At 33.9% G+C, this 25,187-nt stretch carries 26 protein-coding genes; 4 read left to right on the forward strand and 22 right to left on the reverse strand.

The genetic code is table 11. The features are described 5' to 3' along the window. Positions 1-79: 79 nt before the first annotated feature. A complete protein-coding gene (locus C7J90_RS09110) occupies positions 80-1,192 on the reverse strand; it encodes a M20/M25/M40 family metallo-hydrolase (RefSeq protein WP_103210188.1) in 1,113 nt (370 codons plus the stop codon). A 177-nt stretch (positions 1,193-1,369) separates the two neighbouring features. Between C7J90_RS09110 and prli42 the strand changes: the two genes are divergently transcribed. Next, the gene (gene prli42 / locus C7J90_RS12250) at positions 1,370-1,471 is read left to right on the forward strand and encodes a stressosome-associated protein Prli42 (RefSeq protein ID WP_158701919.1); all 102 of its coding nucleotides are present in this window, start codon (positions 1,370-1,372) and stop codon (positions 1,469-1,471) included. Between the two features lie 115 nt (positions 1,472-1,586). On the opposite strand, the gene C7J90_RS09115 is transcribed toward prli42, so the two are convergent. The 18 genes from C7J90_RS09115 to C7J90_RS09200 form a co-directional block, all read right to left on the reverse strand. Next, a complete protein-coding gene (locus C7J90_RS09115; RefSeq protein WP_103210190.1) occupies positions 1,587-2,564 on the reverse strand; it encodes an aromatic acid exporter family protein in 978 nt (325 codons plus the stop codon). Between the two features lie 12 nt (positions 2,565-2,576). Beyond that, a complete protein-coding gene (gene brxB, locus C7J90_RS09120) occupies positions 2,577-3,014 on the reverse strand; it encodes a bacilliredoxin BrxB (protein WP_103210192.1) in 438 nt (145 codons plus the stop codon). Positions 3,015-3,110: 96 nt separating this feature from the next. Next, positions 3,111-4,364 (reverse strand): dihydrolipoamide acetyltransferase family protein, encoded by a 1,254-nt coding sequence (locus C7J90_RS09125; protein WP_103210194.1) that lies wholly within the window; start codon positions 4,362-4,364, stop codon positions 3,111-3,113. Between the two features lie 12 nt (positions 4,365-4,376). Beyond that, a complete protein-coding gene (locus C7J90_RS09130) occupies positions 4,377-5,360 on the reverse strand; it encodes an alpha-ketoacid dehydrogenase subunit beta (RefSeq protein WP_103210196.1) in 984 nt (327 codons plus the stop codon). Next, positions 5,360-6,352 carry a thiamine pyrophosphate-dependent dehydrogenase E1 component subunit alpha gene (locus C7J90_RS09135; protein ID WP_103210198.1) on the reverse strand — a complete coding sequence of 331 codons (993 nt, stop codon included), beginning with the start codon at positions 6,350-6,352 and terminating at the stop codon, positions 5,360-5,362. The genes C7J90_RS09130 and C7J90_RS09135 overlap by 1 nt, the downstream gene beginning before the upstream one ends. A 15-nt stretch (positions 6,353-6,367) precedes the next feature. Further along, positions 6,368-7,789, reverse strand: a complete 1,422-nt coding sequence (lpdA, locus tag C7J90_RS09140; protein WP_103210200.1) for a dihydrolipoyl dehydrogenase — start codon at positions 7,787-7,789, stop codon at positions 6,368-6,370. 221 nt (positions 7,790-8,010) lie between these two features. After that, positions 8,011-9,687 (reverse strand): DNA repair protein RecN, encoded by a 1,677-nt coding sequence (gene recN / locus C7J90_RS09145; protein ID WP_103210202.1) that lies wholly within the window; start codon positions 9,685-9,687, stop codon positions 8,011-8,013. A gap of 20 nt (positions 9,688-9,707) precedes the next feature. Continuing rightward, positions 9,708-10,160: a transcriptional regulator AhrC/ArgR gene (gene ahrC / locus C7J90_RS09150; protein ID WP_103210203.1), complete on the reverse strand. Its 453-nt coding sequence runs from the start codon at positions 10,158-10,160 to the stop codon at positions 9,708-9,710. A gap of 211 nt (positions 10,161-10,371) precedes the next feature. Further along, positions 10,372-12,258, reverse strand: coding sequence for a 1-deoxy-D-xylulose-5-phosphate synthase (dxs, locus tag C7J90_RS09155; protein ID WP_103210205.1), 1,887 nt, complete (start codon positions 12,256-12,258; stop codon positions 10,372-10,374). A 68-nt stretch (positions 12,259-12,326) separates the two neighbouring features. Next, the gene (locus C7J90_RS09160; RefSeq protein ID WP_103210207.1) at positions 12,327-13,208 is read right to left on the reverse strand and encodes a polyprenyl synthetase family protein; all 882 of its coding nucleotides are present in this window, start codon (positions 13,206-13,208) and stop codon (positions 12,327-12,329) included. Further along, complete coding sequence (locus C7J90_RS09165) at positions 13,189-13,410, reverse strand: exodeoxyribonuclease VII small subunit (protein WP_103210209.1); 222 nt, start codon at positions 13,408-13,410, stop codon at positions 13,189-13,191. Before C7J90_RS09165 ends, C7J90_RS09160 begins: the two co-directional genes overlap by 20 nt. Beyond that, positions 13,397-14,743 (reverse strand): exodeoxyribonuclease VII large subunit, encoded by a 1,347-nt coding sequence (xseA, locus tag C7J90_RS09170; RefSeq protein WP_103210211.1) that lies wholly within the window; start codon positions 14,741-14,743, stop codon positions 13,397-13,399. Before xseA ends, C7J90_RS09165 begins: the two co-directional genes overlap by 14 nt. Before the next feature lie 8 nt (positions 14,744-14,751). Beyond that, complete coding sequence (nusB, locus tag C7J90_RS09175) at positions 14,752-15,144, reverse strand: transcription antitermination factor NusB (protein ID WP_103210213.1); 393 nt, start codon at positions 15,142-15,144, stop codon at positions 14,752-14,754. Positions 15,145-15,167: 23 nt separating this feature from the next. Further along, on the reverse strand, positions 15,168-15,539 hold the full coding sequence (locus C7J90_RS09180; RefSeq protein ID WP_103210215.1) for an Asp23/Gls24 family envelope stress response protein: 372 nt from the start codon (positions 15,537-15,539) through the stop codon (positions 15,168-15,170). A 20-nt stretch (positions 15,540-15,559) separates the two neighbouring features. After that, positions 15,560-16,915, reverse strand: coding sequence for an acetyl-CoA carboxylase biotin carboxylase subunit (accC, locus tag C7J90_RS09185; RefSeq protein WP_103210217.1), 1,356 nt, complete (start codon positions 16,913-16,915; stop codon positions 15,560-15,562). A 1-nt stretch (position 16,916) separates the two neighbouring features. Then, positions 16,917-17,375: an acetyl-CoA carboxylase biotin carboxyl carrier protein gene (gene accB, locus C7J90_RS09190; protein ID WP_103210219.1), complete on the reverse strand. Its 459-nt coding sequence runs from the start codon at positions 17,373-17,375 to the stop codon at positions 16,917-16,919. A 160-nt stretch (positions 17,376-17,535) separates the two neighbouring features. Continuing rightward, entirely contained in the window at positions 17,536-18,093 is a 558-nt protein-coding gene (gene efp / locus C7J90_RS09195; RefSeq protein ID WP_103210222.1) for an elongation factor P, read from the reverse strand. A gap of 19 nt (positions 18,094-18,112) precedes the next feature. After that, positions 18,113-19,183, reverse strand: coding sequence for a M24 family metallopeptidase (locus C7J90_RS09200; RefSeq protein WP_103210224.1), 1,071 nt, complete (start codon positions 19,181-19,183; stop codon positions 18,113-18,115). Positions 19,184-19,274: 91 nt separating this feature from the next. On the opposite strand from C7J90_RS09200, the gene C7J90_RS09205 reads away from it, so the two are divergent. Further along, on the forward strand, positions 19,275-19,883 hold the full coding sequence (locus C7J90_RS09205; RefSeq protein ID WP_103210226.1) for a hypothetical protein: 609 nt from the start codon (positions 19,275-19,277) through the stop codon (positions 19,881-19,883). Positions 19,884-19,894: 11 nt separating this feature from the next. Continuing rightward, on the forward strand, positions 19,895-20,119 hold the full coding sequence (locus tag C7J90_RS09210; protein WP_103210228.1) for an SA1362 family protein: 225 nt from the start codon (positions 19,895-19,897) through the stop codon (positions 20,117-20,119). Between the two features lie 112 nt (positions 20,120-20,231). On the opposite strand, the gene C7J90_RS09215 is transcribed toward C7J90_RS09210, so the two are convergent. After that, on the reverse strand, positions 20,232-21,062 hold the full coding sequence (locus C7J90_RS09215) for a lipoate--protein ligase family protein (protein WP_103210230.1): 831 nt from the start codon (positions 21,060-21,062) through the stop codon (positions 20,232-20,234). Positions 21,063-21,193: 131 nt separating this feature from the next. Here C7J90_RS09215 and C7J90_RS09220 point away from each other — a divergent pair, with 131 nt between their 5' ends. After that, positions 21,194-21,580, forward strand: coding sequence for a rhodanese-like domain-containing protein (locus tag C7J90_RS09220; protein WP_103210231.1), 387 nt, complete (start codon positions 21,194-21,196; stop codon positions 21,578-21,580). A 794-nt stretch (positions 21,581-22,374) separates the two neighbouring features. On the opposite strand, the gene gcvPB is transcribed toward C7J90_RS09220, so the two are convergent. Next, positions 22,375-23,847: an aminomethyl-transferring glycine dehydrogenase subunit GcvPB gene (gene gcvPB, locus C7J90_RS09225; RefSeq protein WP_103210233.1), complete on the reverse strand. Its 1,473-nt coding sequence runs from the start codon at positions 23,845-23,847 to the stop codon at positions 22,375-22,377. Beyond that, positions 23,837-25,186 (reverse strand): aminomethyl-transferring glycine dehydrogenase subunit GcvPA, encoded by a 1,350-nt coding sequence (gene gcvPA, locus C7J90_RS09230; RefSeq protein WP_103210235.1) that lies wholly within the window; start codon positions 25,184-25,186, stop codon positions 23,837-23,839. Before gcvPA ends, gcvPB begins: the two co-directional genes overlap by 11 nt. Between the last annotated feature and the right edge of the window lies 1 nt (position 25,187).

Raw genomic sequence — 25,187 nt, forward strand, 5'->3', positions numbered from 1 at the left:
TATTGTATCACATTACATGCATTAATATACATAGATAAGTTTGCGTGATAAGCCATTACATAAAAAAACGATATTGAAATTAAACGGTTTGAATAATTGAAAGCACAAATTGTGCAAGTTTTGTTAAAGATTGTTTAGAAATACGCTCTTCTGTTGTATGAATATGTTCATAGCCAACGCCTAATATAACAGTTGGAATATTAAATTGATTAATAATATTTCCATCAGATCCACCACCAGCAATACCTAAATTGGAGGAAAGACCGATTTTTTTGGCTGCCGCAACAGCATTTTGAATTACGGATTCACTTTGATCAACGATAAATCCGGGATAAGATAAAGAGGTTTCAACTTTGGCACTACACCCATAGGATTGAGCTGTTTGTTCAAAGGTCTCTTTCATATGTTTAGTTTGTTGATAAATTTTTTCTTTTGAATGTGAACGTGCCTCAGCCCATATTGTAACTAAATCTGAAATCACATTTGTGGGTCCACCACCTTCAAAACGTCCAATATTAGCAGTCGTTTCATGATCAATTTGTCCTAGTTTCATATTATGAATAGCACTTGAAGCAATTTTGATAGCGCTCATACCGTGATGAGGTGTACTTGCATGTGCTTTTTTACCATAAATTTGTGCATTGATTTTCATTTGGTAAGGTGCACCAATAGTAATATCACCTACTGGAACTGATGAATCGATGGCATAACCGTAATCTGCATCTAAATCATCAGCTCTTAAGGCTTTAGCACCGACTAGGCCCGATTCTTCACCAACAGTAATGACAAACTGTATTTGTCCATGTGGGATATTATGCTCTTGTATGACTTCAATGACTTCAAAAATGACTGCTAATCCAGCTTTGTCATCAGCTCCCAAAATCGTTGAGCCATCAGAATATATATAACCGTCTTCTTTGATAATAGGTTTAATATTGTTTCCAGGCGTGACTGTGTCCATATGGCTTGTAAAGTAAATTTTGTCGTGATGTGCTTCTGTACTTGGCAAAGTACAAATGAGATTATTTGCACCGAAGCCGGTTTCATTTTTGGCATTGTCTTCAACAACATTAACACCTAGTTCTTGAAACTTTTGTTTTAATATAGGTTGTATTATTTGTTCATGACCAGTTTCTGAGTTGATTTGTACTAAATCGATAAAAGTTTGTATCAATCTACTTTCGTTAATCACGTTGACACCTCTTCTCGTATATTAATATCATTTTATCTGAAAATTTTCATCATGCAAAACAATGTGTTTCTATATGGATAAAGAGAAAGTGGCCATTTGAGAAACCTTCAATCTTAATGTTATAATGTTGTTAAATATAGCCTTTAGGATTTTGATTAACTATGGAGGATAATTAAATTGCAAAATAAAAATTTAAGAAAAACATTACTCATTATTATGTTAGTTGCTATCATTATTTCACTTATTTTAACCGGGGTTGCGCCATTAATGACCACATAATGAAAAGCCTACAAAAGTTTCACGTATCAATGCAAACTTTTGTAGGCTTTTTATAATGATTTAAATGGTATCAAACTTTAAATGATTAAGGCTATGAATCATTGAAGTAAATAACTTATACTTCATGATGCATTTTAAGAGAACCAAATTGGGATTTAATTGATAGGTACTCTTCAGTATCGTATAAAATTTGAATCATACTAGACCGTGTATATAAAGCATCATGTGTTTCTGGCAGTGGTTGTTTATCTATTAATAGACGAATGTGATAAAGTTTATGCAATCGCAAAGCAGTATAATTATTTTCATTGACATTTTCAGCCATTTCTCTAAATAATTCAGCAACATGGACACTTAATTCATCATTTGCATGAATATGCTCAATGTGATACTGTATACGCTTTAAAATTTCGATTTGATCTTCACGCATATCAAAATAATGATAGTAGCTATTTTCATTTCTTACAAAATGGTTTTTAACATCTCTAAATGCTACTGATTTTGCCTCTTGAATCATTTTCATGAGTGGCTGAAATGAGACATTTGGATGATTATTATGAGAAGCACAAGCATTACTAAATGTGTAAAAAATCTTTTGGATTTGGGTTTCAATTTCTTTTTGATATTTTTCTAATTCTTTATCAAAACTCGGCATTATTGAATTCATGAAAAAAGCGATTGAAAGCCCCACTATGAGTAATAACACCTCGTTATACATTAGGTGTAAATCAATTGATGGTGCGTTAAATAAATGTAGTAGTATGACAATGCTAGTCACTACACCTTCTTGCATATTAATCATAACAGTCAATGGAATGAAAAATAGTACAATTAAGCCGAGGACAATCGCATGTTGACCGAGAATTGAAAACACTAATGCACCAAATCCAATTGCAATAATACAAGAAACAAACCTCGAGATAATCGCATTGACTGAATTCATTTTAGTGTCTTTGATACATAAAACAATTAAAATGGCACTAGATGCATAGTTATCTAGCCCAAGAAACTTTGCTATAATAACGCCTAGTGCCATACCTACTGCTGTTTTAATTGTTCTAAATCCTATACGATATGGATTTAAACGAAACATACGGTAACGCCTCTATTTCTCTTCACAATATTTGTCAAATAAGCTTTGAAGTTGAGAGATTACATCCATCGTATCATGACCTTCTATTTGATGGCGTTCAATCATTTGAGTGATTTTTCCATCTTTCATTAGCGCAAATGATGGGCTTGATGGTGCGTACCCTTCAAAATAATCACGTGCACGCTGAGTCGCTTCTTTATCTTGACCAGCAAAGACTGTTACGAGACGGTCTGGTAATACATCATAATGCAATGCATGACTTGCAGCTGGACGCGCAATACCACCCGCACAACCACAAACAGAGTTAATCATGACAAGCGTTGTGCCATCTTGTTTGAATACTTTGTCTACATCTTCTTCAGTTGTTAACTGTTCATAACCTGCGCTTTCAATTTCATTACGCGCTTGTTTAACAACGTCATTCATATATAAGTCAAAATTCAAATCCATTGACCATACCTCCAAAGTTTAATTTGATTTTATTTTACTAAACGATTTTCTACAATTCAATATTAAGCGTTTAAAACAAAGTATATCAAGCTGTGATTAATAAATTGATGTATGTTCAAGTTTATAATTTTCAATACGTTGTTTAACTTCTTGTAAGAATTGACCGGCTGCTAATCCATCTAATATGCGATGATCAATTGATAAGCATAAATTAACCATATTTCGAATGGCAATCATGTCATCTATAACTACAGGACGTTTTACAATAGATTCAACTTGTAAAATGGCTGCTTGTGGGTAGTTGATAATCCCCATTGAACTAACTGATCCAAAAGAACCCGTGTTATTGACAGTAAATGTGCCACCTTGCATATCGTTTTGTGTTAATGCATTGCGACGTGCTTTTTCAGCAAGGTTGTGTATTTCTTTAGCAATACCTTTAATCGATTTTTCGTCTGCGTTTCGAATTACAGGAACAAATAATTTTTGTTCTACAGCCACTGCAATAGAAATATTGATATCAGAATGAATGACGATTTCATTGTCAGTCCATGAGCTATTCAGTAATGGATGATTTTTTAATGATTCAGCGACAGCTTTCACAAAAAAAGCAAAATATGTCAGGTTATAGTTTTCTTGTTGCTTAAATGAATGTTTAAAATGATTGCGAGTTTTGCTCATTTCCGTTGCGTCCACTTCAACAGCCATCCAGGCATGGGGAATCTCATGCACACTTTGTTTCATTTTTTGGGCAATTTGTCGTCTTAAACCATTGATAGGTAGTGATTTTTGACTGACATCGTTAGTTGATACTTTATCATGTTGAAGTGTTTGATCTGAAGTAGTGGTTGAGCTATGAATTATTTTTAAAATATCTTTTTTTGTTACACGTCCTTCAAATCCTGTTCCTTCTACTTGTGATAAATCAATTTGATGTTCAGATGCTAACTTAAATACAACTGGAGAAAAACGACCATTGTTTTTAGTTTTATGTGTATCAGTAGCTATAGAAGTGTAAGATTTGTTATCTAATGAATCAGTTTTTGAAACGACTCCTGTTGGATTGTTCTTCTCAATTTTGTCTGAAGTTTCGTCCTCATTATTTATAGTTTCAGTTTGATCATTGACGAGTTCACAAATTGTTTCACCAACTTGAACAGTTTCGCCTGATTGTGCAGTGATTTTTTTGATTTGACCCGCATATGAAGAAGGAACTTCAGCAGTGACTTTATCAGTAATAACTTCACATAAAGGCTGGTACTCTTCAACATAATCTCCTTCTTTAACTAACCATTGATCGATCGTACCTTCATGAACACTTTCCCCTAGCTTTGGCATTTTTATTTCCATAGTAGTTCCTCCTTAAAAATGAGCAAGTTCTTGCATTTTGATTTTGATTTTTTCAGGATTTATCATGAATTCTTCTTCTAATGGAGGAGAAAAAGGCATTGCAGGTACGTCAGGACCAGCTAATCTCATAATTGGCGCATCTAAATCAAATAAGCAATTTTCTGCAATAATAGCCGATACTTCAGACATCACACTACCTTCTAAATTATCTTCTGTGACGAGTAGACATTTACCTGTTTTTTTGGCTCTTTCAATAATTGTTTTTTTATCTAATGGGTAAACTGTGCGTAAATCAACAACTTCAACGCTAATCCCCTCTTCTTCTAACACATCGGCTGCTTGTAAACAATAATTAACTGCGAGTCCATATGCAAACACAGTAATATCATCGCCTTCTTTTTTGACGTCAGCTTGGCCTAAAGGCACAGTATAGTAATTATCAGGCACATCTTCTTTTAGTAATCGATATGCTTTTTTGTGTTCAAAATATAGAACTGGATCATTTGATTCAATTGCTGAGAGTAGTAGCCCTTTTGCATCATATGGAGTTGAAGGTATGACAATAGTTAATCCAGGCGTTGATGCAAAGACACTTTCGATGCTTTGTGAATGATATAGGGCACCGTGAATTCCTCCACCAAATGGTGCACGTATCGTTAATGGAACTTGCCAGTCATTATTTGAACGGTATCTCATCTTGGCAGCTTCGCTCATTATTTGATTTGTAGCAGGTAAAATATACTCGGCAAACTGTATCTCAGCAATGGGTCTTTTCCCCATCATTGCTGCACCTATTGCAGAACCAATGATATTTGATTCTGCTAAAGGCGTATCAAGCACACGATAAAATCCGTATTTTTGTTGAAGCATTGAAGTTACACCAAAAACCCCACCTTTTTTTCCGACATCTTCCCCTAAAATAAATGTATTTGGATTGTGTTCAAGAGCTAGGTCTAATGCACTATGTATTGCTTCTAAATATGATTTATTACTCATTAAAAGGGTCCTCCCTGTTCGTAAACGTGATTATACGTTTCTGACGTTTCAGGATATGCAGCTGCTTCTGCTGATTTTGTAGCCTTATTGACAATATCCTTATTTTCATTTTCAATTTGATCGAACCAGCTTTGATCAGCTATCTGATGATTGATTAAATAGTTTTTGAACTGAACATTACAATCATTTTTAAGATCAACTTGTTTTTCCTCTGAAGAACGATATCTATCATCATCATCTGAAGAGTGCGCGGTAAGTCTAGTACACATAGCTTCGATAAGTGAAGCGCCGTCTCCATTGATTGCACGTTCACGTGCTTTGGAAATAGCAGCGTATACTGCTATTGGATCGTTTCCATCAATTGTTTCTCCATGCATACCATATCCTTTTGCACGGTCTGATAATTTTTCAGCACCATATTGTAAAGAGTTAGGAACAGAAATGGCATACTTATTATTTTCAATTAAACATATAAAAGGTAGTTTGTGAACACCTGCGAAATTTAAACCTTCGTGAAAATCTCCTTGGTTAGAACTGCCTTCACCTAATGTCGTCAGCGCCACTTGTTGTTTGTCATCCATTTTAAAAGTTAATGCAGCACCTACAGCGTGTAAAATTTGAGTTGCAACAGTTGATCCTTGTGACATGATACCTACTTCTTTTTTACTAAAATGAGAAGGCATTTGTTTGCCCCCTGAACTGATATCATCTTTTTTTCCGAACGCTGATAACATTGTTTCTAATGGTGTCATTCCTAAATAAGTGACTAAGGCCAAATCACGATAATAAGGTGAAGTAATATCACCTTGCTTTAAAGCATATGCGGCGCCAATTTGTGTGGCTTCTTGTCCTTGACAACTAATAACAAATGGTATTTTACCTGCTCTATTTAGTAGCCACATTCGTTCATCTAACTTACGACCAAGGTCCATAGCTTGATACATTGCTTTTAAATCATCTGGATTAAGGTCTGTTGCTTTATAATCTTGCATCGTTTGATACTCCTTTTATATATGAATCGATTCATTATGGTTTTTTAAACCTAATTCCATTAATAGTTCTGATATTGACGGGTGGGCGTGTGTAGTTTGTCCTAATTCGATTGATGAACCATTCATAAAATATAACATACTGAGTTCATTGATAAGCTCAGTGACATGAGGTCCGATTAATGATCCACCAATAAAAGTGTCAGTCTCACTATCAAACAATAATTCAGCAAATCCATCTTGATTTGAGATAGTTTCAATTAATGATTTTCCATTTGCTTTAAAAAACGTTTTAACTTTTTTAACCTTAATGTTTTGAGACTGAGCTGTTGCTTCATCCATTCCTACTGAAGCAATCTCAGGATAGCTGTATACACATTTAGGCATTTGATTGTAATCGATTGGTAACGGATTTTGGTTAAACATATGTTCAACAGCTATTACACCTTCTTTAGCACCAACATGCGCTAGTTGAAGATGGCCAATAACATCGCCAGCAGCATAAATGTGTGATTCATTTGTTTCCATAAATGGGCTTGTCTCAATTGTCTGACGCTGATTTAGCTTAACTTTTGTATTATTTAGTCCGATATTTTCAACATTTGCCTTTCTCCCTACAGCAACTAAAACTTTTTCAGTACTAAACTTTGAATTCTCAATATTAAAATTGACTTTATCATGCTCAATCTCAATGTTTTCATCTTCTAGAGATACTTGAGTATGTATATGAATGCCATCTTTTTCAAAGCTCTTTTCTAAAGCTTGACTAATTTGTGGGGATTCATTGATGAGCAATCGTTTTGATGCTTCAATAATATGAACCTCAACCCCCATTTCATTTAGAAAAGAAGCGAACTCAACACCAATAACGCCGCCACCAATAATTGTGATTGATTTCGGTAAAGACTCCATATGCATCATATCATCACTGTTTAAGATTAATTGATGATCAAATGGTAGAAATGGCAACTCTGTTGGTCTAGATCCAGTGGCTATTAAAACGTAATCATTAGGAAGTAAATCAGATTCACCATTTTCGTATTCTACAGATACTGTACCATTTTGGGGTGAAAAAATAGAACTGCCTAAGAGCCTACCAATACCGTTATAGACATCTATTTGTTTACTTTTAATCAATGCTTCAAGACCACTATAGATAGATTGAATAGTATAATCTTTCCGTTTGATTACATCAGGGAAATGGACGTGTGCTTCTCCAGTACGAATACCAAACGTCTTTGCATTTTTAATATATCGGTATATTTCAGACGTTTTCAAAAAGGATTTTGTTGGAATGCAGCCTTTATGCAAACAAGTGCCGCCTAATTTGTCTTGTTCAACAAGGGCAACAGTCTTACCTAATTGATGTGCGCGAATAGCTGCTGAATAGCCTGCTATACCGCCTCCTAAGACTACCAAATCATATTTTTCTTTTGCCATAGTTTAACTCCTTGATATTTGATTAAAATGATACGTAAAAAAGTTTATATTCAGAGTGTAAATTAAAAACTTTATTTTTATGAATTATAAAAAGCAAGGTTGGAACATTAAAATATGTCATAAAAATCATACGTATGAAAAGTGATAGCTTCATTTTATTTTCATATTAAAAATGATTTGATTGATTCTTCATTGTTCCAACCGTATTGTGATTAAAATATTTATAGCTTTTGATTTTGTTCAATCATTTCTTTTGCATTTTGTTTTGTTAACTCAGTGACTTTTGCGCCAGAAATCATTCGAGCTACTTCTTCCACGCGTGCATCATCATGTAACGTTTGAACACTTGTTATAGTTCTATCGTTCAATTCTTGTTTAGATATATAGAGGTGATGATTGCTCATTGATGCAACTTGTGGTAGATGAGATATACAGATAACTTGAATCACTTTGGCGATTTCCTTCATTTTTTCTGCCATTTTTTGAGCTGCCTGACCTGATACACCTGAATCAACTTCGTCAAAAAGTATTGCTGTTTGACCTCTAGAGCGAACAAAAATACTTTTTAAAGCGAGCATGATACGAGATAACTCACCGCCGCTTGCAATCTTATTCAAACTTTTTAGTGGTTCACCTTTATTTGGACTTATTAAAAATTCTATTCTTTCAAGTCCATCTTTTTGAGGAGATTCATAAGGCTTAAACGAAATTTCCAAGTTTGCATCTTTCATTTGTAAATATTGAATTTCGGTGACAATATGATCTCTAAGTGTTCGTGCAACTTTCCGTCTTTCTTTTGATAGCTTTTCTCCTTCAAGCTTTAATTGAGTATTTAATTCTTTAATTTCATCTCTTAAATTAGATGTGCTTTCTTCAAAGTTTTCAATTTTATTAATCTCTTCACTGATTTTAGCTTGATAATGAATGAGCTCAGAGATATCTTTCCCATATTTTCGCTTTAAATTGTTGAGCAGGTTCATTCGAGACTCAAGTTCATTTAAATAATTTTCATCAAACTCTGTCTGATTGATTTCTTCATAAATTTGATGTTTGGCATCTTCAAGTAAATAGTAAAATTGATCAACCTCTTCTTTTAATTGTTGAAACTTTTCAGGAACGATATGATTGATTGTTTGTAACTGAGAGCTTAGTTCATATAAACGATCAGGAATAGCATGTTCATCAGTCAAAGTTACATAGGCTGCATTTAAAGAAAGACTTAGGTTTTCAGAATTCTGGATACGTTTGATATCTATTTCAAGTTGCTCAATTTCGCCTTCTTTAAGCTTAGATTCTTTTAATTCATCATATTGAAATCTGAGTAAATCGAGTCGTTGTAATAAAGCTTGATCAGCAGATTCTAGCTCTTTGAGTTCGCTTATTTTCTCTTGATGGGCATTGAATAAGCGTTTGTATTGATCCAAATGTTGTTCGTAGATACCATCAGCATATTTGTCTAGTAATTCAACATGATATTTTTGTTTTAATAAGGATTGCGTTTCGTGTTGACCATGTATGTCTAATAGTTCTTGCATCACTCGGCGTAAATCTTGTAAAGTGATAGTTTGGTTGTTAATGCGACATATGCTTTTACCAGAACTAAAAATTTCACGTTTTACAATTAGAAAGTCTTCATTAACATCTATACCTAAAGTTTCTAAAACTTCGATTGCTTCATTCGCATTATCAATATCAAAAACCCCTTCAATAATTGCTTTTTTTGCACCATGACGAACAAAATCAGAAGAAGCGCGAATGCCTATTAGTTGACCGATTGAATCGATAATAATAGATTTACCAGCACCAGTTTCTCCACTTAAAACAGTCAATCCATCGGTAAATTGAATTTCAAGTTCTTCAATAATAGCGAATTGTTTGATTGATAAACTTTGTAACATCTTTAAATCGCATCCTTACCTTACAACATATTGAAAATTCTAGATTTAATTTCACTAGCAGCTATTTCGTTTTGACAAATAATGAGACAAGTATCATCACCACAAATAGTACCTAAAACCTCTTCCCAATCAATTTGATCTAAAATTGCTCCTATAGACTGAGCGTTGCCGGGTAATGTTTTGAGTACGAGAAGATTATCAGTCCCATCAATTTTGACAAATGAGTCCATTAGATAGCGACCTAATTTTTCTAAAGGATGGTAACGACGATCATTAGGTAAACTATAGATATATTGTCCGCTTGGTGCAGGGACTTTAATAAGTTGAAGTTCTTTTATATCTCGAGATACTGTAGCTTGAGTTACATTCATTTCATAATCATTTAATCTTCGAACAAGATCATCTTGAGTTTCGATTTGTTCATTTGAAATGATTTCTCTAATCTTAATATGTCTAACTGATTTTTTAGGCATAAGGAACACCTCATAACGAATATTTATACAATGATTTTATCACATAATGAATAATTAACCTAATATTGATAAAGAGGAACATGCAAGTAGTTAGAGGTTAAGCAACAAATAAAAGCGATAAAGAAGTATTTTGATATGTAAGCACTTCCCAAATACTTAATATATTTTAGGAAGTGCTGTTGGATTAGTATATGATATTTGAAGTGATCAATTACAATTGTGATTCTTTTGAGTTGATAAATAGCTCGGTCGTATTTGCGATAGCGCCTGAAGCTAATCCTAAATCATCTAATATTTTATTAACATCACCATGTTCAATATATTCATTATTGATTCCAAGGCGTTTAATTCGATTTGTGTATTCATGGTCAGTTAAGTAATTGGCAATTTGACTTCCCAAACCACCATTTAACATACCTTCTTCTACGGTAATGACAGGAAGGTTTGATTGACCAATGCTATCAAGCATTTCAAAGTCCATAGGCTTAATATAACGAGCATTTATAACAGTTGCGTATATCCCTTTTTCTTTGAGGATTTTAGCAGCTTCTTGAATGGATTGAACAGTAGGTCCGTAACTAATCAAGACTACATCTTTACCAGATGATAGTTTTTCCCAAGAACCAATAGGTACATGGGCTCTTTTATCATTGATAGTGACACCTAATCCATTACCTCTTGGATAACGTATAGCTATTGGACCTTGTTCATAATGCATTGCTGTGTAAACTAAATCTTTAGCTTCGTTTTCATCTTTTGGCATCATTACAATCATATTTGGAAATTGTGTAAGAAAGCCTACATCGTATATCCCTTGATGTGTTTCACCGTCTGCTCCAACTAAACCTGAGCGATCCACCCCAAAAATGACATTAAGGTTTTGACGGTCTACATCATGTAAAACTTGATCATAAGCGCGTTGTAAAAATGTTGAATAAATAGCAACATAAGGCTTCATACCTTGAATCGCAAGGCCAGCAGCCATTGTGACTGCGTGTTGCTCAGCTATACCAACATCGAAAAATTGGTCTGGTAGTTCAGATTGAAATTTTGTTAATTTTGATCCTACTGGCATAGCTGGGGTGATAGCTACGATGCGTCTATCATTTTTAGCGTAGGATAATATTTCATCACTCATCAGTTGACTCCAAGACGGTGCATTCGTTTGACCTTTAATTTGTTCACCTGTTTCTAACTTATAAGGTCCGAGTCCATGCCATGTACCAATTTTATCATTTTCGGCAGGACGATAACCTTTCCCTTTTTTAGTAACAACATGAATTAAAACAGGTTTATTAATCGAGTCAGCAGCTTTCAATGCATCTTCAAGTTCTTCAAAACTATGTCCATCAACAGGCCCGATATAGCGGATACCCAGCTCTTCAAAAAACGCACCATCAACAACTAAGTACTTGAGGCTATCCTTGATGCGATCGGCAGATTCACGTAATCGACTGCCTCCAGGTAATTTACTAAGGACATGTTCAGCATCTAACTTTAAACGATTGTACCCTTGATTCATTCTGATGCGGCCTAGCATATTATGCATTGCCCCTACATTAGGTGCAATACTCATTTCATTATCATTAAGTATAATGGTCATATTTGTGCGATCATGACCAATATTATTGAGTGCCTCTAAGGCCATGCCACCTGTCAGAGCACCATCACCAATTACAGGAACAACGTGGTACTGATCTTTTAAGATGTCACGAGCTTTAGCAATTCCCATTGCTGCTGATAATGATGTGGAGCTATGACCAGCCTCCCAGACATCATGTTCTGATTCTTTTAATTTTGGAAATCCACATAATCCTTTGTACTGTCTTAAAGTATTGAATTGAGTGCTACGACCAGTTAAGATTTTATGGATGTAGCTTTGATGCCCCACATCCCAAATAATCTTATCTTTTGGGCTGTTAAAATGTTTGTGTAAAGCGATTGTAAGCTCTACAACACCCAAGTTAGCTCCAATATGCCCCCCCGTAATTGCACACGTTTCAATTAAAAACTTTCGTATATCTTCACTTAGTTCTTTGAGTTCTTCAATAGAAAGTTCTTTTAAGAATGAAGGATTTTGTATATGTTTTATATCCATTTATATCACCCTTAATTAATATGTCGTTATGATTATAACACTTCATTGATATACTTGATACAAATTTATTAGTGATGCCGTTGATGGAATAAATCGAGTAATGCTTTTAAATCATTGGTATGGTATGAAGTTGATAAATCTTTTAAGATTGATTCAGCTTTATTGACATGTTGAGACAACTCTTTTTCAGCATTTTGTTGCCCTAAAAGAGTAACATATGTACCTTTATGATTGGTGATATCACTGCCAACTGGTTTACCAATTTCAGTAGCTTCTCCATAGACATCTAGTAAATCATCTTTAATTTGAAAGATAACTCCTAAATGTTCAGCGAAACGTATCAGTGTTTGTGATAGTTCTTGCGGTATTTGAGCAATAATTGTAGCGGCTTCAACAGCAAAACGTATAAGTGCTCCAGTTTTATGTGAGTGAATTTTTTCTAGTGTTGGTAAGCTTATGGGTTGATTTTCACTTTGCATATCTAAAGTTTGGCCTCCAACCATACCTAAATGTCCGCTTGCTTGACCTAAAAGTTGAACGAGCTTGATTTTCACTTCAGCTGAATTGGTATCATCACTTGCTATGATTTCAAATGCTTTAGTTAACAAAGCATCACCTGATAAGATTGCCAACCACTCGCCAAACACTTTATGGTTTGTCGGTTTTCCTCTTCTCAAATTATCATCATCCATTGCAGGTAAATCGTCGTGTATAAGAGAATAGGTATGAATCATTTCTAATGCTAGCGCAGTTTTCATACCTTTTTCAATAGACTCAGGTTGCAACATTTTTAGAGTAGACAATAACAAAAGTGGTCTAATACGTTTTCCGCCAGCTTCTAATGAATAACGCATGCTTTTCTCTAGATTCGTATTTAATGTGGAGTCCTCAATAGCGTCATTTATCATATGATTGAATGCTTCAAGTATATTATTCAGACTGTGATTCATCACTTTCATCTGCCTCTTTTTCGATTAATTCTGATACTTTTTTTTCGGCATCCTTCAATGTTGATTCACAAGCTTTAGATAACGCCATTCCTTTTTGATACAATTCTAAAGATGCCTCTAATGAAATTTGATCGTTGTCTAATTGGTTGACAATTTGTTCAAGTTCTTGCATCATTTCTTCAAATGTTTTATTTTCTGTCATTTTCTTGCCACCTAACTTTCTCAATAATTGCATCGATAGATCCATCTTTCATTGTAACTTCTATTAAATCATTCGTTTTTAAGTTTTTGACACTCGTAACGACTTCATTATTTTGATGTACTATAGAGTAACCTCTTAACATGGTATTCGTGGGACTCAAATTATTGAGCAATGTTAAATGATGAATAAAAGATTGTCTTTTTTGTTTGAGTCGATTTGATATTGAATGATTAAGAGAATGTTGCAGCTGTTTAACTGTCATTTGCTCGCGCTGAATGGTATTTTTGAAATTTTTATATCGTAAACGTTGTTTGATAGATGTGAGTTGCTGATTATATAATTCTAACTTTCTAGACATCGTCTGATGCAATAATCGATCCAAATCATCTCTCTTTTGTACGTGTTGTTCATATAATAAAGTAGGTTGTTTAAATTTATAATAATTCTGATAATGCTCTAATTTTTGGTAATTCTGCTTTAAATATTGTTTGATAAACCGATTTAAAATGGTTTGAGTTTGACCTAAAGCCTCTAGTAAATCGTGCTGATCAGGTGTGGAGATCATAGCTGCTTGTGTCGGTGTTGCCGCTCGTACATCAGCAACAAAATCACTTAATGTCGTATCCGTTTCGTGTCCCACTGCAGAAATAACAGGTGTTTTACAATTAAATATAGCTCTAACAACGTCTTCCTCATTAAAGTTCCACAAGTCTTCAATTGAACCACCACCACGACCTAATATAATGATATCAACATCTAACTGATCCGCATAAGCCAATTTTTCAATAATATCAAACTTAGCATTTTCACCTTGTACAAGTGTACTAATTTTAATTTGTTCTACTAAAGGATAACGATGATAGAGTGTGTTTTGAATATCACGTATGGCTGCTCCTGTGCTAGCAGTTAATATTGCAATTTTACGTGGGTAGCGAGGAATTACTTTTTTATGAGTTTTATCAAACAAACCTTCTTTTGATAATTTGAGTTTAAGTTGTTCAAACTTTTGATATAAATTCCCTACACCATCAAGCTGCATTTTATTAACATAAATTTGATAATTGCCCCGTCTTTCATATACTGACACACGAGCTTCAATAAAAACTTGATCGCCTTCTTTAGGATCAAACGCAAGTGAATTTGCTTGTGATTTGAACATCATCGCATTAATGACTGTTTCTTCATCTTTAACTGCGAAATAAAGATGACCACTACTATGTCTTTTAAAGTTTGAAAGCTCGCCTTTTATTAAAACAGATTGTAAATGCGGATCTTTATCAAATTTGTATTTTATATATTTTGTTAGTGCAGATACTGTTAAATACTTCTCCATTTTATCACTCAATCTTTATGAATATGACTTAAGACACCATTAACAAAACGGTAATGATCATCATCACTAAATTGCTTTGTCAGTTCAACAGCTTCATTAATAATTACTTTTTGAGGCGTATCACTATTTAAAATTTCGAATGTAGCCATTCTTAAAATGATACGGTCGCTCTTTAGCAATCGACCAATTGTCCAACCATTTAAGTGCGCAGATATTTTTTCATCTAATATAGATTCATGGTCTTTTACACCTGTTACAAGCCAATGTATAAATTCAAAATCAAGGTTTGGATAATCATCTTTAATAAATTCAATCGCTTCTTCAATTGTTAAATCAGAATTTTTCATTTCTAATTGGAACAACGTTTGAAAAGCTTGGCTTCTTGCTAGTTTTCTACTCATAAAAATTCTCCATTCTTTGATTACTAACTTTTAGGTAATCCCATTTCGATATGAGAAATATGGACATTTATTTGTTTTGGTGTTAAAGCAGTCATAGTTTTGATAGCGCTATGAATAGATTCTTGAATTTTTAATGCGGTATCTGAAATTTTAGTACCGTAATTTAAAGAGCAATAAACATTGATGACAAGTTCATTGTTTACTGTTTCAACTTTGACACCTTTACTCAAATTTTTACGTCCTAAGCGCTCTAATGTACTGTTCTTTAAATCAGAAAACATTCCGTGAACACCTTTAACTTCAGACGTAGCGATACTTGCGATTATCGAAATGACTTCAGGCACAATTTCAACATTTCCTAATTTCGGATTATAATTCTCAATTGATTTAACCATAATTACACGCCTCCAAGAGATTAATGTTCTTCTTTCATAATATCATGCATTTCTAAGAATTTTGTGCTAAAAAATCCTTCGTTAAATACTGGGTGATTTAGTACGTTAATGTGAAATGGTATTGTAGTATCTATGCCTAAAACAACAAACTCTCTTAAGGCTCTTAATCCGACTTGAATGGCTTCTTCTCGTGTTTGTTGATGAACAATTAGTTTTGCAACCATTGAATCATAATACGGCGGAATCGAGTAATTTGTATAGCATGCGGAATCAATGCGCACACCAAATCCACCAGGTGTTAAATATTGTGTGATTTTACCTGGAGAAGGCATGAAATTCTTATACGGGTTTTCTGCATTGATACGGAATTCAATTGCATGACCATTGACAGTAATTTCATCTTGAGTATATGGTAAACGTTCTCCCATTGCGACTTTAAGTTGTAATTTTACTAAGTCAACACCTGTTACCATTTCGGTTACAGGATGTTCAACCTGTATGCGTGTATTCATTTCCATAAAATAATACTGGTTATCATTCAAATCGTATATAAATTCAATCGTTCCAGCATTATAATAATTGACAGCTTTTGCTGCTCTTACGGCTGCTTCGCCCATTTCTTTTCTTAATTCTTCCGACATTATAGGAGATGGTGATTCTTCAATTAATTTTTGCATGCGTCTTTGGATTGTACAATCTCTTTCTCCTAAGTGAATGACATTGCCATGTTCATCACCCATCACTTGAATTTCAATGTGTCTAAAGTTTTCAATGAACTTTTCGAGATATAAACCGCCATTTCCAAATGCGGTTTCAGCTTCTTGTTGGGTCATTTTGTATCCATTGATCAGTTCGTCTTCATTGCGAGCTATACGAATACCTTTACCGCCGCCCCCTGCAGTAGCTTTTATGATGACTGGGTAACCAATTGAATTTGCAGTTTCAATGGCTTTATCAATTGTCTCAACTAACCCATCACTACCCGGAACGACAGGCACATTTGCACGTATCATCTCTTCTTTTGCAACATCTTTAATCCCCATTTTTTGAATCGATTTATAGCTAGGACCTATAAACTTTAATTGTACTGCTTCACATAATTCGGCAAAATCTCCATTTTCAGCTAAAAATCCATAACCAGGATGAATACCGTCACATCCGGTTGAAGTTGCGATGGATAAAATATTTGGTATGTTTAAATAAGAATCCTTGGATTGCTTAGGACCAACACAGTACGCTTCATCAGCTAATTGAGTATGTAATGCGTCTTTATCGCCTTCTGAATATATTGCGACTGTTTGAATTCCCAATTCATGACATGCACGAATAATACGGACGGCAATCTCGCCACGGTTAGCTATTAATACTTTTTTCATATTATTTCACCTTAAACAATGCTTGGCCATACTCAACCATTTGTCCATCTTCAACTAATATTTCTACGATTTCGCCAGATACTTCGGCTTGAATTTCATTAAATAACTTCATTGCTTCAAGTATGCAAACTGTTGTGTCTGGTGAGACTTGATCTCCTTCTTTAACATATGCGCTTTCTTCAGGAGATGGTGATTTATAAAAAGTTCCGACCATTGGAGCAGTAATTGTTTTTAAGTTTTCATCAACTGAATTTGTTGTATTTGACTCAGTGCTTTGCGTGTTTTCTACTGAATGTTGTGTTGGTACATGAGTAGTCGATTGTGGTATTGGAGTATGTGTTGTTACAATTTCTTTTTCTTTTTTTAGATTAACAATTGACCCTTTATTTTCAATGTTGATTTCAGTCAAATTAGAGTTGTTTAAAATCTCAATCAACTCTTTTATTTCTTTAAAATTCATATTGGTTACTCCCTTGTAGTTGTTTTATTCTATTTATCCATTTTACTTTACGAAAAGAGCCAATTCAAGCAAAGACTCAAATCTAATATCTTCTTTAAATGAACAAAAAACAGTTGAGTATGAACGTATAACTCAACTGTTTGAATACCTCTATATAAGTTTAAGCACGTGATACATAGCTACCATCTGAAGTGTTGATAACTAAGATGTCACCTTCATTTACAAATAAAGGAACATTTAATGTATATCCAGTTTCTACTGTTGCAGATTTAGTTGCACCAGTTGCTGTATCTCCTTTGATACCTGGCTCAGTTTCAGTCACTTCAAGCTCAACAGTTTTAGGTAATTCGACACCGATAATTTCGCCATCATACATTTGAACTTGAACATCCATATTTGCTTTCAAAAACTTTAATTCATATTCAATATATGATGTTTCTAATTCAATTTGGTCAAATGACGTATTATCCATAAAAATGTGATTGTCACCATCGGCATATAAATATTGCATACGACGATTTTCAATCATAGCCTGCTCAACTTTTTCACCAGCGCGGAATGTTTTTTCTTGAATAGCACCTGTTCTTAAATTACGTAATTTTGATCTTACGAAAGCAGATCCTTTACCAGGTTTAACATGTTGGAATTCTAAAACCTTCCAAATACCATTATCAACTGAAATTGTCAAACCTGTCTTAAAATCATTTACAGAAATCATTAAGCTTCCTCCTCGTGTATCACTCTTCTTTTAAAATAATAAGGTCTTTTGTGGAATTAGTAAAGCGTTGGCCGCCATTTTTTGTAATTAATACATCATCTTCAATTCTAACGCCACCTAAACCTTCAATGTATATGCCAGGTTCTAACGTGACACAGTGATTGATTTCAAGAGTATCTTGTGATTTTGGTGAGAGTGCTGGTTGTTCATGTACATCTAACCCGATGCCATGACCTAATGAGTGACCAAAGTATTGGCCATAGCCCTCTTGATTAATCACATCACGTGCAACTTGATCAATGGCTTTTCCTGAAATACCAGGTTTAATTTGTTGTAAAGCAGCTTCTTGTGCTTTTAACACAATATTATAAATCTCAATCATTTTTGGGTCAGGCTGGCCTACTGCAAATGTACGTGTAATATCTGATGCATAACCATTATAATAAGCACCAAAATCTAATGTGACCATGTCTCCAGACTCAATCACTTTATCGGACGCTACACCATGTGGTAATGCGCCGCGGTAACCAGAAGCCACAATTGTATCGAAAGATGTATCATCAGCTCCTAAATGTAGCATCTTACTTTCAAGGTGAGCTTTCACTTCTTTTTCTGTCATGCCAGGTTTAACAATTGTCAAAATATATTCATATGCAGCATCTACAATATCAGCTGCTTTTTGGATAATGGCTATCTCGTCTTCATCTTTGACTTGTCGTATTGTTTCAATTTCTGTGCCTAATGAAATTAAGTCATGCCGTCCTTTATTTAACTTCAGAAATGAATCATATGAAACTAAATGACCTTCAAACCCAATATTAAATAAGGATTGATCTTTAAACAGTTGTATGAGTTCATCAAATAGATTTTCTTGTTGTTTAATGATATCAAAATATGGCGCTTGTTCAGTTGCCTGTTTAATATATCTGAAATCAGTAATCAATTTTAATGTATCTTGAGTAATCAGCAAGGCGCCACTTGTTCCGGTAAAACCAGATAAATAACGTCTATTATAATCACTTAAAACAACCAAAGCGTCAAGATGTTTATCAGTAAGTATTTTTCGGATTTTAGAGATTCTATGGTTCATAATATATACCTCCATATATTTGTGCTTATTTATATGATACCTTAAAATAAATAGATGTATAATAAAAACAATTGAAATATAGGAGTTATATATGAAAAAAATAATAGCTATTAGCGCGGTTACTACTATATTATTGTCAGCATGTGGTAATCAAAATTTACTTCCGCTTGAGGAAAAAAGTACAGACCTAAGTGATAAGAATCATGAAATCAAACTCGAAAATCAAGAATTAAAGAATGATATTAACAAAAAAGAAAAGCAACTGAAGTCGTTAAATATTGATAAAAAGAACACAGATCAAGCTAAGAAAAACCAAAAAATCTCAGGATACTTAGATGCTTCATCTGAATATTATAATGAGGTAACGAATATCATAAAAGATTATAATCGCATTGATCAAGAAGTAATAAAAAATAAAAAGGATAAAGATATTGTGGAGCGTTTAGATGTATTAATTGAAGATCATAAATCAGCTATCGATAGCTATAAAATGACATTAGACAAAGAGATTATTAAAAAAGATGAACAACTTAAAGCTCAAGATAAAGATATTCAAAAATTACAACAGGATATTAATAAGGCATTCATGAGTATTCAAACTGGATATAAGAAAGAGAAAAAAGAAGAAATTCAAAAAGGTAGAGAAATGCTGATGAATTTACAGATAAAAACAGAAAAAGACAAACAGACTAATTATTAAGGAGTATTGATATGTCGTTATCACAAAAAATTATATTTGGAGTTATCATTATAATTGCTTTATTAGGATTGGTTTTAAATTTAGATTTACTTTTATGGAGTATAATGCGTACTATTATCTCTGTTGGTGTAATGATAGCAATCATTTATGCTATTTACTTCTTTTTCTTTATGACACCGACTCAAAGAAAATATAAAATGACGTTATGGAAAAATAAATTTAAATGGCGTAAGTAGCAAACAAACACAATCGGCACACATTTTGAAACTTTCTAAAGGTGTGTGCCGATGGATTTATTCGTTATGAAACTAAAATTTCAGCTCAGATTATAGGCTTAATAGGTCAAAATTACTTGCGGTATAAAAATTCATCTGAGCGATATTTTTTTTCGAGTTCATGTACCTCTTGTTGTTGTGCTTTAGTTAATTCGAGAGGCTTGAAGTTAATATTTAACCCTTTGGCGAACCCTTTTTTAAATGCATCTTCCATTTCTGATAGTGTAACATGTTTATCAGACAAATCATTGATAGCGATTGCTTTTTCAACAAATGCGTCTTTCATTTTAGATTTCAATCTATCATTTTTATAGATAAACATATCAAATAAATCATCGATATCAATGGACTGTAAAATTGAACCGTGCTGTAAAATAACCCCTTTTTGACGGGTCTGTGCACTTCCGGCAATTTTTTTACCTTCTACTACAAGTTCATACCAACTTGGTGCATCAAAACATACGGAACTTCTAGGCTGTTTAAGTTTTTCTCTTTCTTCTTTAGATCTTGGAATGGCAAAATAGGCATCAAACCCAAGTGATTTAAAACCTTCCAATAAACCATTTGAAATGACGCGGTATGCCTCAGTCACTGTTTTAGGCATTGCAGGGTGCGATTCAGGAACAATTACACTATAAGTTAATTCTTTGTCGTGAAGAACGCCTCGACCACCAGTTTGTCTTCTTACTAATCCGTAGCCCTTTTTTCGAACCATATCAATATCGATTTCTTTTTCTAAACGTTGGAAATAACCTATTGATAAAGTTGGTGGATCCCATGTATAAAAGCGTATGACTGGATCAATTTCCCCTCTAGATACGAAATTTAATAGCGCTTCATCTAATGCCATATTATAATAAGGGTCATGTTGTCCTGTATTAATAAAATGCCACGTTTCAGTCATTTGAAAATCCTCCAAACATTAATGTACATAAAAAATAAAGCTTTAATTTTATTTTTGGCAGCAAAAAAATTTTGATAATTTATCTTATCAGCTTTATAATAATAATATCGGTATTTTAGGGAGGATGCAAGATGACGAACTCATTGATTATTGCTTTAATTATCTTAATTGCCATTATTTTGTGGATGGTTATTCAATACTTTTTAAATAAAAAATCAGTAAATGAATTAAATCAGGCACAATTCCAAGAAGGCTTGAGAAAGGCTCAAGTTATAGATTTGAGAGAGAAAGCCGATTATGATTATGGTCACATCAATGGTGCCCGAAACATTCCAATGACAATGTTTAGACAACGTTATCAAGGACTACGTAAGGATCAGCCTATTTATTTAGTGGATGCTAATGGAATTGTAAGTTATAGAGCAGCGCGTCTGTTAAAAAAGAAAGGTTATAAAGATCTGTATATGCTTAAAGGCGGATATAAAAAGTGGACAGGTAAGATCAAATCGAAAAAATAACCTATAAGTATATTGTAGGAAAGAGACTGTGAGATAAATATCTCAGTAATCGAAAAACTTCGAGGCTTTCGTAAGAATTTGCGAAAAATCTCGAAGTTTTTCCTTTAATGATAGATTTATTAGCATAATGTGCTACTAATATTTTATATTTAATGCCATACTTTTCGTTTTACTTTATTCAGTCCTCGAACCGCCATGCGATTGAATTCCAAAACAGACCCTACATCAACTTTTCTTTACTTATTAGATTCTGTGTGTTTTTAGTTTAGAAAGCTTGGGGGTGTCTCCTCGGAAAGCGAAACCATATCATACAAAGTTATATCATAAAAGGAAGGCTCTCAGTCAAATTGGACTGGTCGCATTAAATTAAGGCGTTATGCAATAATAGATTGCTTAACTTCTTTTTCGTTGTGTGATCATAAAGTCTTGAACATTAATGCCTCTTTTAATACAACATAAATCAGTAAAATTGAGTTGGTAAAACATACTTTATAACTTAGGGGTGTGAATAAATATAACAAATTTGATTGTTTCCTAAGCCGAGACTTCTGAGGCATCTTGCCGTAACCGAAAAACCATTTTAAGATTAGGTAAGTTCAATCTTAAAATGAGTTGAGGTGAGGCGCCTAGAAAAGCGAGGCTTTATGGAACAATCAAATAATGAAATTATTTATACACCAGTCCGATTTACTATAGAACCAAAAGGAAACGCTAAGACGTATTTTTATTAAAATCATCTTAGCGCTATTTGTTTTGGGATTGATGTCCCAGCTTTTTCTTTTTATGTTTTATATTTATTTTTCAGCTTTTAACTGTTCAAACTTTAATATTGGTTTACGTGCAGCGGTAGTTTCATCTAATCGATCAATAATTGTAGTGTGGGGTGCTTCCAATACTTTGTCTGGATTTTCTTCAGCTTCTTGAGCGATTTGTAATAAAGCTTCTATGAAATGATCAAGTGTTTCTTTAGATTCCGTTTCAGTTGGTTCAATCATCATACCTTCGTCAACAATTAATGGGAAATAAACAGTTGGTGGATGCACGCCAAAATCTAACAATCTTTTTGCCATATCGAGCGTACGTACCCCTAATTTTTTCTGCTTAGTACCACTAAGGACGAATTCGTGCTTACAATATTGATCAAAAGGAATAACAAAAGCATCTTTTAGCCTAGCTTTAATATAATTAGCGTTAAGAACAGCTGCTTCAGACACTTCTTTGAGTCCTTTATAACCCATAGTTCTTATATAAGTGTAAGCACGTAGGTAAATACCAAAGTTACCGTAAAACGGCTTAACACGTCCGATTGAATGTTTAATATCATTATCATATTGGAAGCGGTTGCCATTTTTAACTACTAATGGTTTTGGTAAATATTCACGCAACTCTTTTTTTACACCGATAGGTCCAGATCCAGGGCCACCACCACCATGTGGTCCTGTAAATGTTTTGTGTAAATTTAAATGAACTGCATCAAACCCCATATCTCCAGGGCGCACTTTGTCCATGATTGCATTTAAATTGGCACCATCATAATATAATAAGCCACCTGCTTCATGAACTATATCACGAATTTCCATTATATTCGTTTCGAAAATGCCAAGAGTATTTGGATTAGTTAACATTATTGCGGCAGTTTTTTCACTAACAACCTCTTTTAAGTGGTCAATATCTACTTCGCCTTTTTCATTAGATTTAACTGTAACTGATTTGAAGCCAGCAAAAGCAGCAGAAGCTGGGTTTGTTCCGTGTGCTGAGTCAGGAACAATGACTTCATCACGCTCAGTATCGCCGTTATTTAAATGATACGCTTTAAAAATCATTAACGCTGTCCATTCTCCATGGGCACCAGCAGCAGGTTGTAAAGAAATTTCATCCATTCCTGTAATTTCTTTTAATTCCTCTTGCAAACTATAGATGATTTCTAGTGAACCTTGTACTTGTGATTCATCTTGTAACGGATGAGACTCTGCAAAACCATTAATACGTGCTACTTTTTCATTGATTTTAGGGTTATACTTCATTGTACATGAGCCTAACGGATAAAAGCCGGTATCTACACCAAAGTTTTTATTTGAAAGTTCTGTGTAGTGTCTAATTAAGTCTAATTCAGAAACTTCAGGGAATTCCGCTTTATCCTTACGAATAAATTTTGGATCTAATAGTTTATCTGCTACTTTGTTGTCAATTTCTTTGGGTGGTAATGAATATGCAAATCGACCTGCTTTAGAGCGTTCAAAGATTAATGGGCTTGATTTACTTACCATTCAGCTCACCTGCTTTCTTAACAAATGTATCAATTTCTTCTTTCGTGCGTAATTCAGTAACTGCAACTAACATATGTTTGTTGAATGAATCATTAACGACACTTAAATCAAATCCACCAATTATTCCCTCTTCGATTAATGCTTCATTGACTTCGGCGATTGGGCGATCAAATTTTACAACAAATTCATTGTAAGAAACATCTTCATTCACTTCAAATCCATTAGTTTTAAATTGTTCTTTTGCATAGTTTGCATTTTCTAGGTTTTGAATTGCAATATCTTGTAATCCTTGTTTACCAAGTGCAGACATTGCGATTGAAGAAGCTAATGCATTTAAAGCTTGGTTTGAACAAATATTTGATGTTGCTGTCTCGCGACGTATATGTTGTTCTCTGGCTTGTAAAGTTAACACAAAGCCCCGATTACCATGATCATCTTGAGTTTGGCCAACTAAACGACCAGGTATTTTACGCATGAGCTTTTGAGTTGTTGCAAAATAACCACAATGAGGTCCTCCAAACTGAGTCGGTATGCCAAACACTTGTGTATCACCTACAACGATATCTGCGCCAAATTCTCCAGGAGGCGTCAGTAATCCGAGAGATAGTGGGTTTGCATAAACAATAAAAAGTGCTTTTTTATCTTCAATATATGATTGAATCGTTTCTAAATCCTCAATCGAACCAAAGAAGTTAGGATATTGTACAGCAACAGCTGCTGTATCATCATCGATAGCATCTTTCAGTTTGTCTAGGTCTGTTATAGTGCCATTTAATTCAACCTCTACTACTTCATATTGGTCGCGAATCTGAGAATATGTGTGTAAAACTTGAAGCGCCTGATAATGCAATCCTTTAGACACTACAATTTTTTTCTTTTTTGTTTTTGACCACGCTAATAAACAAGCTTCAGCAAAACTCGTCATACCATCATACATAGATGAATTTGCTACATCCATACCCGTTAACTCACAAATCATTGTTTGGAATTCAAAAATGGCTTGTAGTTCACCTTGTGATATTTCAGGTTGATAAGGTGTGTACGCAGTATAAAATTCAGATCTAGATATTAATGCGTCCACCACAGCAGGAGCGTAATGATCGTATACGCCAGCCCCTAAAAAGCTTGTGTGTGTTTCTTTAGTCACATTATTTTGAGCTACTTTATTTAAGCGCTTCAATAATTGAGTTTCAGGTTCTGCATCTGCGATTTTTAAATCTCTATTTAATAAAATGTTTTCAGGTACGTCACTGTAAAGATCGCTAATTGATTTAACACCTATCGTATCTAACATTTCTTTTTCATCTTGTTCAGTTAATGGAATATAACGATGACTCAAT

It is taken from the genome of Staphylococcus felis (genome assembly GCF_003012915.1).
Classification (GTDB): Bacteria; Bacillota; Bacilli; order Staphylococcales; family Staphylococcaceae; genus Staphylococcus; species Staphylococcus felis.

Coding starts and splice junctions, on each gene's coding strand:
- C7J90_RS09115 (WP_103210190.1), bottom strand. CDS start 2,564: ATGTTTCGTTTAAATCCATATCGTATAGGATTTAGAACAATTAAAACA.
- brxB (WP_103210192.1), bottom strand. CDS start 3,014: ATGGATTTGAATTTTGACTTATATATGAATGACGTTGTTAAACAAGCG.
- C7J90_RS09125 (WP_103210194.1), bottom strand. CDS start 4,364: ATGGAAATAAAAATGCCAAAGCTAGGGGAAAGTGTTCATGAAGGTACG.
- C7J90_RS09130 (WP_103210196.1), bottom strand. CDS start 5,360: ATGAGTAATAAATCATATTTAGAAGCAATACATAGTGCATTAGACCTA.
- C7J90_RS09135 (WP_103210198.1), bottom strand. CDS start 6,352: ATGCAAGATTATAAAGCAACAGACCTTAATCCAGATGATTTAAAAGCA.
- lpdA (WP_103210200.1), bottom strand. CDS start 7,789: ATGGCAAAAGAAAAATATGATTTGGTAGTCTTAGGAGGCGGTATAGCA.
- recN (WP_103210202.1), bottom strand. CDS start 9,687: ATGTTACAAAGTTTATCAATCAAACAATTCGCTATTATTGAAGAACTT.
- ahrC (WP_103210203.1), bottom strand. CDS start 10,160: ATGCCTAAAAAATCAGTTAGACATATTAAGATTAGAGAAATCATTTCA.
- dxs (WP_103210205.1), bottom strand. CDS start 12,258: ATGGATATAAAACATATACAAAATCCTTCATTCTTAAAAGAACTTTCT.
- C7J90_RS09160 (WP_103210207.1), bottom strand. CDS start 13,208: ATGAATCACAGTCTGAATAATATACTTGAAGCATTCAATCATATGATA.
- C7J90_RS09165 (WP_103210209.1), bottom strand. CDS start 13,410: ATGACAGAAAATAAAACATTTGAAGAAATGATGCAAGAACTTGAACAA.
- xseA (WP_103210211.1), bottom strand. CDS start 14,743: ATGGAGAAGTATTTAACAGTATCTGCACTAACAAAATATATAAAATAC.
- nusB (WP_103210213.1), bottom strand. CDS start 15,144: ATGAGTAGAAAACTAGCAAGAAGCCAAGCTTTTCAAACGTTGTTCCAA.
- C7J90_RS09180 (WP_103210215.1), bottom strand. CDS start 15,539: ATGGTTAAATCAATTGAGAATTATAATCCGAAATTAGGAAATGTTGAA.
- accC (WP_103210217.1), bottom strand. CDS start 16,915: ATGAAAAAAGTATTAATAGCTAACCGTGGCGAGATTGCCGTCCGTATT.
- accB (WP_103210219.1), bottom strand. CDS start 17,375: ATGAATTTTAAAGAAATAAAAGAGTTGATTGAGATTTTAAACAACTCT.
- efp (WP_103210222.1), bottom strand. CDS start 18,093: ATGATTTCTGTAAATGATTTTAAGACAGGTTTGACAATTTCAGTTGAT.
- C7J90_RS09200 (WP_103210224.1), bottom strand. CDS start 19,183: ATGAACCATAGAATCTCTAAAATCCGAAAAATACTTACTGATAAACAT.
- C7J90_RS09205 (WP_103210226.1), top strand. CDS start 19,275: ATGAAAAAAATAATAGCTATTAGCGCGGTTACTACTATATTATTGTCA.
- C7J90_RS09210 (WP_103210228.1), top strand. CDS start 19,895: ATGTCGTTATCACAAAAAATTATATTTGGAGTTATCATTATAATTGCT.
- C7J90_RS09215 (WP_103210230.1), bottom strand. CDS start 21,062: ATGACTGAAACGTGGCATTTTATTAATACAGGACAACATGACCCTTAT.
- C7J90_RS09220 (WP_103210231.1), top strand. CDS start 21,194: ATGACGAACTCATTGATTATTGCTTTAATTATCTTAATTGCCATTATT.
- gcvPB (WP_103210233.1), bottom strand. CDS start 23,847: ATGGTAAGTAAATCAAGCCCATTAATCTTTGAACGCTCTAAAGCAGGT.